12 protein-coding genes and 1 tRNA gene are annotated in these 12,422 nt (G+C 58.9%); 8 read left to right on the top strand and 5 right to left on the bottom strand.

Going from position 1 to position 12,422, the window contains the following annotated elements:
* Window positions 1-48: 48 nt before the first annotated feature.
* Complete coding sequence (ctrA, locus tag ACN0SD_RS16180; RefSeq protein ID WP_417809261.1) at window positions 49-762, bottom strand: response regulator transcription factor CtrA; 714 nt, start codon at window positions 760-762, stop codon at window positions 49-51.
* 95 nt (window positions 763-857) lie between these two features.
* Window positions 858-1,136, bottom strand: a complete 279-nt coding sequence (locus ACN0SD_RS16175; protein WP_417809287.1) for a DUF1153 domain-containing protein — start codon at window positions 1,134-1,136, stop codon at window positions 858-860.
* A 128-nt stretch (window positions 1,137-1,264) separates the two neighbouring features.
* Here ACN0SD_RS16175 and mnmA point away from each other — a divergent pair, with 128 nt between their 5' ends.
* Both mnmA and ACN0SD_RS16165 read left to right on the top strand, forming a co-directional pair.
* Entirely contained in the window at window positions 1,265-2,401 is a 1,137-nt protein-coding gene (gene mnmA / locus ACN0SD_RS16170) for a tRNA 2-thiouridine(34) synthase MnmA (RefSeq protein ID WP_417809260.1), read from the top strand.
* A gap of 113 nt (window positions 2,402-2,514) precedes the next feature.
* Window positions 2,515-3,063, top strand: a complete 549-nt coding sequence (locus tag ACN0SD_RS16165) for a DUF2059 domain-containing protein (protein ID WP_417809259.1) — start codon at window positions 2,515-2,517, stop codon at window positions 3,061-3,063.
* Between the two features lie 54 nt (window positions 3,064-3,117).
* Here ACN0SD_RS16165 and ACN0SD_RS16160 read toward each other — a convergent pair whose 3' ends face one another.
* Window positions 3,118-3,540: a phasin family protein gene (locus ACN0SD_RS16160; RefSeq protein WP_417809258.1), complete on the bottom strand. Its 423-nt coding sequence runs from the start codon at window positions 3,538-3,540 to the stop codon at window positions 3,118-3,120.
* A gap of 228 nt (window positions 3,541-3,768) precedes the next feature.
* On the opposite strand from ACN0SD_RS16160, the gene ACN0SD_RS16155 reads away from it, so the two are divergent.
* The 5 genes from ACN0SD_RS16155 to ACN0SD_RS16135 all read left to right on the top strand — a co-directional run bounded on the left by ACN0SD_RS16155 (window position 3,769) and on the right by ACN0SD_RS16135 (window position 9,216).
* Window positions 3,769-5,058 carry an NAD(P)/FAD-dependent oxidoreductase gene (locus ACN0SD_RS16155; protein WP_417809257.1) on the top strand — a complete coding sequence of 430 codons (1,290 nt, stop codon included), beginning with the start codon at window positions 3,769-3,771 and terminating at the stop codon, window positions 5,056-5,058.
* Between the two features lie 286 nt (window positions 5,059-5,344).
* Window positions 5,345-6,574 (top strand): patatin-like phospholipase family protein, encoded by a 1,230-nt coding sequence (locus tag ACN0SD_RS16150; protein WP_417809256.1) that lies wholly within the window; start codon window positions 5,345-5,347, stop codon window positions 6,572-6,574.
* Between the two features lie 130 nt (window positions 6,575-6,704).
* Window positions 6,705-7,493: a 3-hydroxybutyrate dehydrogenase gene (locus ACN0SD_RS16145; RefSeq protein WP_417809255.1), complete on the top strand. Its 789-nt coding sequence runs from the start codon at window positions 6,705-6,707 to the stop codon at window positions 7,491-7,493.
* Between the two features lie 36 nt (window positions 7,494-7,529).
* On the top strand, window positions 7,530-7,700 hold the full coding sequence (locus tag ACN0SD_RS16140) for a DUF3096 domain-containing protein (protein ID WP_417809254.1): 171 nt from the start codon (window positions 7,530-7,532) through the stop codon (window positions 7,698-7,700).
* A 61-nt stretch (window positions 7,701-7,761) separates the two neighbouring features.
* Window positions 7,762-9,216 (top strand): MFS transporter, encoded by a 1,455-nt coding sequence (locus tag ACN0SD_RS16135; RefSeq protein WP_417809253.1) that lies wholly within the window; start codon window positions 7,762-7,764, stop codon window positions 9,214-9,216.
* Window positions 9,217-9,219: 3 nt separating this feature from the next.
* Here ACN0SD_RS16135 and ACN0SD_RS16130 read toward each other — a convergent pair whose 3' ends face one another.
* On the bottom strand, window positions 9,220-10,320 hold the full coding sequence (locus ACN0SD_RS16130; RefSeq protein ID WP_417809252.1) for an AI-2E family transporter: 1,101 nt from the start codon (window positions 10,318-10,320) through the stop codon (window positions 9,220-9,222).
* A 202-nt stretch (window positions 10,321-10,522) separates the two neighbouring features.
* Here ACN0SD_RS16130 and ACN0SD_RS16125 point away from each other — a divergent pair.
* Window positions 10,523-10,612 (top strand) — tRNA-Ser (locus ACN0SD_RS16125).
* A 154-nt stretch (window positions 10,613-10,766) separates the two neighbouring features.
* On the opposite strand, the gene ACN0SD_RS16120 is transcribed toward ACN0SD_RS16125, so the two are convergent.
* Window positions 10,767-12,422 (bottom strand): AAA family ATPase (locus tag ACN0SD_RS16120; protein WP_417809251.1); only part of this gene is annotated, 1,656 nt, incomplete at its 5' end.

Raw genomic sequence — 12,422 nt, 5'->3', positions numbered from 1 at the left:
ACCAAGGAGGCGTAAAGAGCCGTGACGGAGATCATCGGTTCAGCGGGCTCAGGCACCCATCGCAATCGGGCGTTCAAATTCTTCGGGATCGGGGTCGCGCAGAACATAGCCCCGGCCCCACACGGTCTCGATATAATTGTCGCCATCCGTGGCATCCGCCATTTTCTTGCGCAATTTACAGATAAAGACGTCGATGATCTTCAACTCTGGCTCATCCATCCCGCCATACAGATGGTTGAGGAACATTTCCTTGGTCAGCGTCGTGCCCTTACGCAGGCTCAACAGTTCGAGCATTTGGTATTCCTTGCCCGTCAGATGCACGGGTTTGCCCGCGACATCGACCGTTTTGGCATCTAGATTGACCGAGACCTTGCCGGTGCGAATAATGGATTGCGCGTGCCCCTTGGAGCGGCGGATGATCGCATGAATACGCGCCACCAGTTCCTCACGATGGAACGGTTTGGTCATATAATCATCGGCGCCAGAGCCAAAGCCTTTGATCTTGTTCTCGGTATCGTCCGATCCGGTCAGAATCAGGATCGGCGTGTCCACTTTGGACAGGCGTAACTGGCGCAACACCTCGTGCCCGTTCATGTCGGGCAGGTTCAGATCCAGCAGGATCAGATCGTAATCATACAACTTCGCAAGATCGATCCCCTCCTCGTCGAGATCAGTACAATAGACATTCAAATTCGCATGGGTGAGCATCAATTCAATGCTGCGCGACGTGGTTGGGTCGTCTTCCACCAACAAAATCCGCATCTTGGGTTCTCCGCGTTAATCCCTCGGTCAGGAAGAACCCTGACACCAATTGGTTAATACCCGGTTACCTTCGCACGGTTTCGTGACTATGCAACTTAAAGTTGTCTAAATTTTTGGATCGCGGTCACTTTTAGGCACTTTAGTCCGTGTTTTTTTATGGCATTGATCCAGATATCCAGCTCTTCATCGGACAGGTCATAGCGTTCAATCACCTCACCACGATCAATCAACCCATGGGAGAGCGCCTGAACAATCAGTGCTTTGCGGCTAGCGACCCAGCGACGGGTCTGTGCTGGCGGCAGATCAGCGCGCGTCAGGATCGAGCCATCAGGCAAGGTCACAGCGCGCGGACCATCGACTTTTTTGAGATACATTTGACACCCCTTTTCTCTCTTCACGCAGGCAGTTTGCGTCATCAGCCTTAATACTGAGTGAAACGGAGGGTTGTGAGTGCCTCGCATTTTCCTATATTTCTGCGGGTCTGGTTAAGGGTTCGTTCAACATGCCTAAAGATTTGCCACTCAACTCGCTGGGATTTGCCAAGCCCCCCGCGCAAACGCGCGTCGTCGTTGCCATGTCAGGTGGCGTCGATAGCTCGGTCGTGGCCGCGCAACTGGCCGAGGAAGGCTATGATGTGGTCGGCGTGACGTTGCAGCTTTACGATCACGGCGCGGCTTTGGCGAAAAAGGGCGCGTGCTGTGCCGGTCAAGATATTCACGATGCGCGTCGCGTCGCCGAGGAAATGGGCTTTCCCCATTACGTACTCGATTACGAAAACACCTTCCGCGAGGCGGTGATCGACGAGTTCGCCGATGCGTATTTGGGTGGGGCAACCCCAGTGCCTTGCATTCGCTGCAACGAGCGCGTGAAGTTCAAGGACTTGCTGGAGACCGCTAAAGATCTCGATGCCGATTGCATGGCAACGGGCCATTACATTCAGCGCAAGATCGGCGCGCAGGGTCCCGAGCTGCACAGCGCCGCCGACCCAAACCGCGATCAAAGCTATTTCCTGTTCTCGACCACGCCCGACCAACTTGCCTATCTGCGTTTTCCGCTGGGCCATCTGCCCTCAAAAGACGCGACCCGCGCGCTTGCGGCGAAATACGGGCTGGCCGTGGCGGGTAAACCCGACAGTCAGGATATCTGTTTCGTGCCCAATGGCGATTATGCCAGCGTGATCGAAAAGTTGCGCCCCGGTGCGGCCGATCCTGGCGATATCGTGGATATGGAAGGCAACATTCTGGGCCAGCATCGCGGTGTGATTCATTATACGATCGGGCAGCGGCGCGGGCTTGGCATCGGCGGTCTGGAAGACCCGCTTTATGTGGTCAAGCTGGACCCTGACACCCGTCATGTGGTGGTCGGGCCGAAAGAGGCGCTGTCCACGCGCGTCATCCCGGTGCGAGAAATCAACTGGCTGGGCGATGAACCGTTTACCTCACGCGAGGAATGGCACCTCAAGGTCCGCGTGCGCTCCACCCGCCCCCCGCGCGAGGCGATCATTCGGCCGATCTCGGCTACCGAGGCAACGGTCGAATTGATCGTGCCCGAAGAAGGCGTCAGCCCCGGTCAGGCCTGCGTGTTCTACGCGCCTGATAACAGCCGCATCTTTGGCGGTGGCTGGATCTGGAAGGGCTGAGGCGCGACTTACGCAGCGTCACAGGCTGGCACGAACAGGTGAGAGAAGTTGAGTTGCGTGCCCTTGCGGGGCCTCTTATCGCATAGGTCATTCAACTCAAAGAGGTTCTTACCATGTCACGTTCCCTGATGACCGCGGCGCTGATGATCGCGCTGGCGACGCCCGCGCTGGCGCAGACCACAGACACGACGTCAACGCCAAACATAACGATGCCCGATCTGCAAACCGTCACGCCCGACACCAGCACCTATGAGCAACGTGTTGTCGCGGCCGAACCCTATGCGGCGCTCTCGACGCAGGAAATAAACATCCCCAAAATGGTTTCAACGATGTGGCTGCCGTTCGCTGATCTCGCGGCGAAAAAGGGCCATCCGCTGGACGATGCGCAGAAGGCCAAGCTGGATGCGCTCTATCAGAAAACCTTTGACGGCCCGATGCGTGATTTGATGGGAAATCAGAACCATATGATCGCCAAACTATTCACAATGCAGGAAATTCAGTCGATGACCGCATTTTACAGCAGTCCGGTCGGGCGGTCTATATTGACGAAAATGCCCCAAGTGATGGCCGCCATACAGCCCGAGATCAGCGCGATGGTCAAAAAAACAATGCCCACCTTGATACCCAAGATCAAGGCGATCATCGACCCGAAGGAAAAATAGATACGACAGGGCGGCGGGCTATTCCCCCGCTGCCGCGTCGTTTGGTGCGTAGCCTCAGACCGGCACGTCGGTCAGGCTGACACCGGACTTGCCAGTTGTAGAACTCGCTTTGCCCGAGGCCGCTTGCGTGATCGCCTCGCTTTCTTCAGTCGCCGCGCGCACCGCCTGCTCGGCCAGCCCGCTGGCTGATGTCGCCAACTTTGTCATCTGCGTGCTGTAATCTGTCATCGTGCATTGCCAGAACTCGCCCCATAGGTTCATCGCCTTCATCGGGTCCCGCTGCTCGGTAAGCTTGCCCAGCATCTGGCGATCGCGCTCGAAGCGGGCCTTCAGGAAATCAAGCATCTCGATATTCTGCGCAATCAGCTTTTCAGCCATGTGCAGATGCGGAGCCATCATCTGCGAGACGCTAGCTGCATCTGGCATCTGCATAGATCCAGCCATTTTCTTACTGGTTGGAGATTTAGGTGTCGCCATATCATCCTCCTAAGGTTGAACGCATTACTTTAGCACAGTTTGCAAAACGCGCATTTGACATGTGACAACTATCAGCGCTTTTCCGCGCTTAACCGGTATTGCCCCCCGATCACGCAAGCTCGCGGCTTTGTCACGTTGACAGGAGGGCGCTGAAACATCGGAACCGCAGCATCCGCGCATCAGTTGGACCCGTGAAAAGACATACGTTGAATGAAGGAGAATCGTCGCATGAGCACCCCTCAAAATAAACCGCTAGTTGTTGTTTTAGGTGGCAATTTCGCAGGTCTGGGCGCGGCGCAAAAGATCCGCGATTATGCCGGGGATGCGTGTGATATCACATTGATCGACCGCAAGGCCTATCTCGATTTCATTCCCAATATCCCGCTTGAGGCCTTTGAAGGGCGCGATCCGGCGGTGACGATGCATATGGATCTGGTCGATGCCTTGGCCAAGGATGACGTCCGTTTCATGCAAGCCGAGATCACTGAGCTGAATATCGACGCCAAAACCGTTTCGATCATTCCCAACGAACGCCCCGGCGCGCCGCAATACACGATGAGCTACGATTATGTGGTGATCGCGCTGGGCGCGCGTCTGGCCTATGACGATATCGAGGGCTTTGCCGAATATGGCCACGCGATCTCAGACGCGTTTCAGGCCAATCGGCTGATGGACTACCTCAAGAACGACTACAAGGGCGGGCCGATTGTCGTAGGCTCAGACCGTTTCGAACAGGGTCATAAGGGTCGCCCCGACTGGCTGCCGACCGCGCTGGCCGCGTGCGAAGGTCCGCCGGTTGAGGTCTCTCTCTCGCTGGCCCATTGGCTGGGCGAGAATAACAAAGGTGGCCCCAAGGACATCACCATCTTCACCCCCGCCGAGTTGATCGCCGAGGATGCGGGCGAAAAGGTGGTCGGCGCGCTGCTGGACGCGGCGGGGTCGATGGGGTTCAACTATGTCAACAAAGTCGAGGGGATCAAACGCATCACCGCCGACACCATTGAATTTCGGGACGGACGCAGCCTGCCTGCCGAGCTTAAGGTGCTGCTGCCCAATTGGAAGCCGCACGCGTTCCTCAAGGGGCTGTCGGTCAGCGATGAGGTGGGCTTCATCGTCACCGATATGCGCATGCGCAACCCCGATCACCCCGAGGTGTTTTCCTGCGGCGATGCCGCCGCGCTGACGGTGCCAAAACTGGGCGCCATCGGGCATCAGGAATGCGATGTTGTCGGGCGTCAGATCGCAGCTGATCTGGGCCGGATGAGCGAGGCCGAGGCCAATGTCGATTGGCACCCTGCGGTCATCTGCATTGGCGATATGGGCGGCGGCGAGGGATTTTACATCCACGCGACCTCTTGGTTTGGCGGCGACATTCAGGAACTGCGCATGGGTAAAATGCCCTATATGCAAAAGATTGCCTACAAAGAGATTTTCTTTCGCAACAAGGGCCGCGTGCCAAGTTGGGGCGTGCCGATTTCCGAATGGAGCCTTGAATCCCTTATGCCGGGCAAAACCTGATCGCCATCTCTGCGCGCTTGTTCCCTCATGCACGCAGAGGACCGGGCGCGCCACGCATCGGATGCACTCTCCCGTCCCCAGCGTGACGCCCCGTCCCCGAGCCGCCCCCGCGATCTGTCTCTCCGGATGTGGCGGGGGCGGGTTCGCTCTTTCCCAAACGGTCCGTCTCGTTGAAAACGGGCCTTTTTCTTGACGCGCAGATGTTACCATATATGCCATTGTCGTGACGGAACCTCGATGCAACGCGGTTCGTTAGCTTAACACAAGATCTTGCGAGGCCCCTCCCATGGCGCAAAAAACTCATCACAGTAAATCCCGAAAATCTGGCCTGCGCGCCTGCGCAACGCGCAAGGCCAGCCCTTTGCATCACGCCGCAGCCCCGCCGCCAGAGGCTGCGAAAGATCGTCAAAAGGTGCTTGTCTTGCAGGGCGGTGGCGCGCGCGGAGCCTATCAGGCCGGGGCCTTCGAGGCACTCGCGGAGTGCGGGCTTAGCCCCGATTGGGTTTCGGGCACCTCAATCGGCGCGATCAACTGCGCCCTGATCGCGGGCAATCCCCCCGAAAAGCGCATCGCAGCGCTGCGCAATTTCTGGGAACGGGTCAGCGGGGCAACGGCCATCTTTCCCTTCATTCCTTTCGGAGTCGCGCGCGAAAGCTGGAGCATGAGCGCCGCCATAAGAGAGTTGATGTTTGGCGTGCCCGGTTTTTACCGTCCACGCTTTCCCAACGCTTGGCTCACCCGCTTTAATGATCCAACGCAGGCCAGCTACTTTGACGCCACCCCGCTGCGCGAGACGCTATTGGAGCTGGCCGATTTTGATCGCCTCAATGACGGAAAGATGCGGGTCAGCCTTGGAACGGTGAATGTCGAGACCGGCAACATGACCTATTTCGACAGTACCGAAACCACGATCACACCCGATCATGTGATTGCGTCGGGCGCACTGCCGCCAGCTTTCGCGCCGGTGCAGATTGAGGGTGCGCTGTTTTGGGATGGCGGTTTGGTGTCCAATGCGCCGTTGCAATACGTACTTGAAGACGCTTCACAGATTAACGACGCAGGCGAGGAAGACCCGCCCCTCCTGATCTACCAAGTCGACCTGTTCTCCGCCGTTGGCGAGGCGCCCCACACGCTTTACGACGCTGATATGCGCCAAAAAGAGATACGGTTTTCCTCGCGCAATCGTGCAGCCACGCGGCGGATGCAAATCCTTGCGCGGGTAGCGGAAATCGCACGCCGGTTGGGCGAAAAACTGCCCCCCGAACTGCACGACGATCCCGATCTAGCGCTGCTGCAAGGGGCGGCGGATTATAGCGATGTCACGCTAATTCACTTAATCTACCGCCATGGGAGCCATGAAAGCGGCGCAATGGATTATGAGTTTTCGCGCCCCACGATGCTGGAACATTGGCAAGCCGGAGTCCGAGACGTCCAGCGCAGCCATGCCAATGCCGACTGGGACGCGCTCCTGCAACGAGGGGAGGGCATGAAAACCTTTGATCTCAACGAGTTATAAGCCATAAATCATCCTACCTTGCTGGAAAACAACGCGAACCACTGCCGCAACGGCAGAGGATTACCTGCGCATTGCCCGGCCCGACCGGGCAATTAGTGGAAGTCTCCACACCATTGAAAGGAGTTAAACCATGTCCCTCGATCTGAAAGACAAAATCTGCATCATCACCGGCTCTGCCTCGGGTATCGGTAAGGCAATTGCGACGCGCTATGTGGCGGACGGGGCCAAGGTTGTGATTGCCGATCTTGATTTAAGCAAAGCCCAAGAGACCGCTGATGCGTTGACCAAACAAGGCCCCGGCAGCGCGATGGGCATCAAGATGGATGTGACCGATGAAAATGCCGTTAATTCGGGCGTCAAAGAGGTGGTTGAAAAATGGGGCAGCGTCGATGTGCTTGTGTCAAACGCCGGCATCCAAATCGTCCACCCGATTGAGGATTTCCCCTTCAAGGATTGGAAAAAACTGCTCGCGATCCACCTTGATGGCGGTTTTTTGACCTCTAAAGCCGTGATCCCCTACATGAAGAAACAAGGGTCCGGCTCGATCATCTTCATGGGCTCGGTTCACTCCAAAGAGGCCTCACCGCTCAAATCCGCCTATGTCACGGCCAAGCACGGGCTGCTGGGACTGGCGCGCGTAATCTCGAAAGAGGGCGGCAAATACGGCGTGCGCGCGAATGTGATCTGCCCCGGATTCGTGAAAACCCCGCTGGTGGAAAAACAGATCCCCGAACAGGCGAAAGATTTGGGTATTTCCGAAGAAAAGGTCGTCAGTGACATCATGCTGGGCGGCACCGTCGATACAGAATTCACCACCGTCGAAGACGTCGCCGAAGTGGCCTACCTGTTCGCCGCCTTCCCCACCAACGCCTTAACGGGGCAAAGCCTCGTGGTCAGCCATGGCTGGTACATGAACTAAGCGTGCGATCCGCCCGATGAAGTGATGGAGGTTTAAATGGTTTACTCTGGTTCGATGGTCATGCTTGCTCCCCTCATGGCGTTGTTTGCAGGGGTGCTTATTCTGATATTTCCGCGCCTCCTGAGCTACATCGTGGCGATCTATCTGATCGCGATTGGTCTGGCGGGGCTGTTTCCGATGATGATGATTGTCGGGCCAATGGGATGACTTGAGGCAAACATGCGCTAACTGCCCTAGCGCATGTTTTAAAATTTAAGTGCCCCCCAAAATGCTAAAGAACCTTCGCGAACATATTCTGCCATTGACGGTGGCGCTCTCGCTTTTGATGGAGATGGTGGACGCCACCGTTTTAGCCACCGCTATCCCAGTGATCGCGCGCGATCTGGGTGTGCCGGTGTTGTCGTTGAAAATGGCAATGGCGACCTATCTGATCGCTCTGGCGGCCTTTGTGCCGGTTTCGGGCTGGATCGCGGATCGCTATGGCGCGAAACGGGTATTTCTGGCCGCGCTGGGAGTTTTTGCCGCCGCCTCGCTGGTCTGTGCGCTGCAAACAAACCTGCTCGGTCTGGTCGCAGCGCGCGCGGTCCAAGGCCTTGGCGCGGCGCTGATGTCGCCCGTGGGGCGCATTATCGTGCTGCGCCATACCGAACGATCAGAGATCACCCGCGCGATGGTTTACGTCACCCTGCCCGCGCTGATCGGCCCTGCGATTGGGCCGTTCGTCGGGGCCTCGGTCACGACGTACCTCGGTTGGCGTTCGATCTTTCTGATTAACCTGCCACTGGCCGCCGCCGCGATTGCGTTGACCTTGAAAGCGATGCCCAAGGATGGCCCAGCCACGGCGAAACCCTTTGATCTGACAGGGTTTGTCCTGTCGGCCACGGGGCTTGTCGCAGCCATGACGGGGCTGTCAGCACTGGGCGAGCATATTTTGCCCTGGCAAGCGGCAACGGGCTTGGCGGTGGTCGGGGGGATCTTGCTGATCGTCTATGGATTGCGCGCCTCGGGAAGAACCGATGCGCTGCTTGATCTGCGCCTGTTTCGCCACCGCACCTTTGATATCGGCACGATTGGCGGGCTGATCTTTCGCCTCTCAAACGGGGCGATCTCGCTGCTGCTGCCGCTGTTCTTCCAGCTTGGCCTTGGCACGACAATCATGGTATCGGGCGCGCTGAGTGGGCTGAACGCGGTCGGGGCGGTGTCGATGCGCGCAGTTGCGCCCCGATTGCTGGATCGCTTTGGGTTCAAGCCGGTGATGGTGCTGGCCGCGCTGATCCGGGGCGTCACGATTACCGGCTTTGCCAGCGTGACCAGTATCTCAGATTGGCAACTAATCCCGCTGCTGCTGATCGGGGGCGCGGCGCAGGCGGTGGTGTTCACGGCGGTAAATGCGATATCCTATGCCGATCTTGATGCATCCGAGATCAGCACGGGCACCGCGTTTTCGGCAATGACGCGGCAGATCTCGCTGGCGCTGGGCATCGCATTTGCCGGGGTGGTGCTAGAATTCACGGCTGGCGCTGCGGGCGCAACGGATGGGTCGATCGCCCTGCCCCTGCACGCTTTCACCATTGCCTATCTGGCTACCGGGATGATGGGGCCGCTCTCGGCGCTTTATTTCATGCGCCTCAAGCGCGGCGATGCAGATGGGCTACGCCGACGCAATCCCAAGCCGCTATCCTCATCGCGGGAACCGCAACGCCCACCGCTGACAGATCGCTAGATCTCAATGCTCGGATTCGGGCAGCCCTTCGCGCGACAGCAATACGGCCAAGGGGCGCAGTGTCGGGCTTTGCGCGCAGATGATCATCAGCGCCACCATGATCGGCACCGCTAAAAACATCCCCGGCAAGCCCCAGACCGCGCCCCAAAAGGCCAGCGAAATGATGATACCAAAGCTTGACAGCCGCAGCGCGTGCCCCATCAGCATCGGGTCAATCACGTTGCCGATGATGAATTGCAACACGCCGATGATCGCAAACACGCTGGCCGCCTGATAGGGGTTTTGCGTAAGCACATAGGCCGCCAGTGCCGCGATGATCGTGGCGATAATCGAGCCAATCGAGGGAATGAAGTTCAGCGCGAACGTGATGATGGCCACCGGTGCCGCCAATTCCAGCCCGCCAAAGGTAAACACCCCATAAACCGCGATGGCCGTGACGCCGCTGACCGCCGCCTTGACCAGCAGGTAGTGGTTCACCCGACGCATGATCGTGCCCACGGTCTTGGCGATGCGCCGAGCGCGTTCCTCATCACCCATCAGGCTCATGAGCTTGGCGTCAAACCAGATCCGCTCGGCAAATAGGAAGCCTACGAACAAAATGACCAAAATCGTCGCCGAAAGCAGGTTCGATGCCTGCCCCGCCATCGTCGTCAAATAGCCTGCCACTTGAATGCGCTGCATCGATTCCAGCACCGATTGCTCAACATCGGGGCCCATCCAGCCAAATAGCTCGGCAATCGCGCGCTGCGCGGGGCCTGCATAGTTCAGGATAATCGTGATGACCGTGTTAACCTGACTGATCAGCACCGCCGTCAGCGTCAGCAACCCCCCAGCAATCAACGCCAGCGCAATCAGCGAGGCCACCCGCGGCGGAATGCGTAGCGGCCCGATGCGCAACCGCCCGACCCCGTTGATCGCCTCAGATGTCAGCGAAAACAGGATGATCGCAATCGCCAGCGAGATCAGGATAAAGCGCGCCTGCACCAACAAAAACAGCACCAGTGCAAAAGCGATGATGCCCAACAGCACATTCGTAAGCTGGCGCGGCTCACGGCGCTGATCGTCGTGCAAAGCCGAAAGGCCTTGACCGGGGCTGTCTTTCATCTTCATCGCGTCCTTGATCCACCCGCGCGGGCGTGAAAGAGGGCTAAACCTCATGCTAGGCCGCACAGCCCCCACGCGCAACCGCCCCCGCACGCGAAATAAAATCATTTCGCGCGCCGCGAGAACTTTCGCACCCTCTGGGCAGCTTCTGCTCAAACCCCTCTTGCATCACGCCCGGTTTTGCGGCTAAACCGCGCGTCACGGACAGTTGGCCGAGTGGTCGAAGGCGCACGCCTGGAAAGTGTGTAGGCGGGGAACCGTCTCGAGGGTTCGAATCCCTCACTGTCCGCCACTCCATTTCTGTAAAGCCTTCATTTATCTGTCCTTTTTTGGCCAAACTGGCTCTAAGTTACGTTTTGAGTTACATTTTGCCTGTCTGGGATAACTTCATCAAAACTTGGCGTGCTTTGAGCTGTCTCGCGAGAGCATCGTATCAGAATATTCTCTCACAGAATCGAATTTTTTACACCTCGGGCAGAATCCAGGATCCGCGCCCGCAAGTCTGCGATTTGCCCCGCATCCAGCTCACGGTGTTCGATCAGTGCCTGAGCAATCGTCTCAATGGCTTGGGGATAGTCGGCAACGATTTGACGGGCGGCGGCGTTTGCTGTGTCGAGGAGGTCAGTGACGCGCAGGCGCAGGTGCTTGGGCATTGTCAGGTGATGCTCGGGGGCGACGGGCGTCCAGAGCAGATCGCTGCTAAACATCGCGTGTCGGGTCACAGCATCGATCGCGATGCGCGTCGCGAGGGCGAGGTCGGATTGCTCCGTGCCGCCGGCTCCAATCGAAGCGTCACCGAATGTCGCCAGTTCAGCGGCCCGACCGGCCAGCCTGATGATCATCGCCGCGCGAAAGTCGGTCTCGGTAATGGCGGGTTGGATCGGCAGCTCCATCGTGCCGCCCGAGGGGCCGATTGAGGCGCTCGTGGGCGGGGTGGGAAGCAGCTGAAAGGCTGCGAGCAGGTGTCCGGCCTCGTGAACCGCCATGCGCTTGATCTGCCCGGGAGCCATCGCCGGAACGACCTCCTGCGCTGCTGCGACGAGATCGTCCGGTGTCGCCGGGCGAGCGTGCTGCCGGGCGATTGCGAGGGCTGCGCGCGCCACCCCGTCAACTGTCGCGCCGCTGGCCCCGATCAGTAAATCCGCTGCGGTGCCAAGATCCGGCGCGGACGGACCGAGCGCATCGCGCAGGATTGCCGAGATCCCGGCCCGATCCGGATAACGCATCCGCAGGTGCAGATCGAGGCGCCCCGCCCGTCGCAGCGCTGGATCGACATGCTCTGGATGGTTCGTCGCCGCCAGCACAATCACCCCCGGCACCTGCGCCAACCGTGTGAGATGCACCAGCATCGCGTTGACGACGTGGCGCTGATATTCGCTGTTGCGATGCTGGATCGTGCGATCGGCGAAGCTGTCGATCTCATCGATAAAGAACACGCAGGGCGCTTTTGCGATGGCCTCACTAACCACGGTGTCGAGCGCTGCGAGCATTTGCCCGAGATGGCCCGCCTTTTGGCACTCCGCGTAGCTCGTGGTTACGAGGGGCACGCAGACTTGGGCCGCGAAGGCGCGGGCCAGCATCGTCTTGCCACAGCCCGTCGGCCCCGAGATCAGCGCGCTGGTGAGCAGATCGCACCAATCGGCCTTGCCAGCCTGCCAGGCAATTAGTCCGGCCAAGAGACGCTCGATTTGGGGTCGGATCGGTGTGAGCCCATGCACGCGATTGAGGCCGTCTTGGACCGGAACCCGTGACGCATCTACCAGCTCTTTGAGCCGGATGGCGGCTCCTAGCGCCGTTTGCTCTTGAAACGCCGGGCTAAGTAGCGGCCCTTCGAGACGGCGCAGATCTTCGTCGGTGGGCAGCGCCGCCAGAAGCGCGGGCGTGTCGATCTCGCCTCTGGCGGAATGCGTGACGCAGAGCAGCCGCAGCATCAGCGCGCGCGTGAGCTGAGGCAGCATGCGCGGCTCGGGACAAAGCGCGCGGGCGGCAGGCGTGAAAGCCCCCGGATCTGACGCGACCGCGAGAAGCGGGCCGCCATAGCTGATCGTCTCGTCCTGCTCTTGGCAAAAGCGCTCATGAGAGCGCGCTTGCTCCGAAGCACT

The sequence above is a fragment of the Thioclava sp. genome (assembly GCF_048263065.1).
Classification (GTDB): Bacteria; Pseudomonadota; Alphaproteobacteria; order Rhodobacterales; family Rhodobacteraceae; genus Thioclava.
The sequence above is the reverse complement of the archived record's forward strand: the minus strand, read 5'-3'. Positions and strand labels throughout refer to the sequence as shown.

What these genes read in the sequence shown, in the direction of transcription:
- ctrA (WP_417809261.1), bottom strand. Translation starts at nt 762, where the DNA reads ATGCGGATTTTGTTGGTGGAAGACGACCCAACCACGTCGCGCAGCATT.
- ACN0SD_RS16175 (WP_417809287.1), bottom strand. Translation starts at nt 1,136, where the DNA reads ATGTATCTCAAAAAAGTCGATGGTCCGCGCGCTGTGACCTTGCCTGAT.
- ACN0SD_RS16135 (WP_417809253.1), top strand. Translation starts at nt 7,762, where the DNA reads ATGCTAAAGAACCTTCGCGAACATATTCTGCCATTGACGGTGGCGCTC.
- ACN0SD_RS16160 (WP_417809258.1), bottom strand. Translation starts at nt 3,540, where the DNA reads ATGGCGACACCTAAATCTCCAACCAGTAAGAAAATGGCTGGATCTATG.
- ACN0SD_RS16140 (WP_417809254.1), top strand. Translation starts at nt 7,530, where the DNA reads ATGGTTTACTCTGGTTCGATGGTCATGCTTGCTCCCCTCATGGCGTTG.
- ACN0SD_RS16130 (WP_417809252.1), bottom strand. Translation starts at nt 10,320, where the DNA reads ATGAAAGACAGCCCCGGTCAAGGCCTTTCGGCTTTGCACGACGATCAG.
- ACN0SD_RS16150 (WP_417809256.1), top strand. Translation starts at nt 5,345, where the DNA reads ATGGCGCAAAAAACTCATCACAGTAAATCCCGAAAATCTGGCCTGCGC.
- ACN0SD_RS16165 (WP_417809259.1), top strand. Translation starts at nt 2,515, where the DNA reads ATGTCACGTTCCCTGATGACCGCGGCGCTGATGATCGCGCTGGCGACG.
- ACN0SD_RS16145 (WP_417809255.1), top strand. Translation starts at nt 6,705, where the DNA reads ATGTCCCTCGATCTGAAAGACAAAATCTGCATCATCACCGGCTCTGCC.
- mnmA (WP_417809260.1), top strand. Translation starts at nt 1,265, where the DNA reads ATGCCTAAAGATTTGCCACTCAACTCGCTGGGATTTGCCAAGCCCCCC.
- ACN0SD_RS16155 (WP_417809257.1), top strand. Translation starts at nt 3,769, where the DNA reads ATGAGCACCCCTCAAAATAAACCGCTAGTTGTTGTTTTAGGTGGCAAT.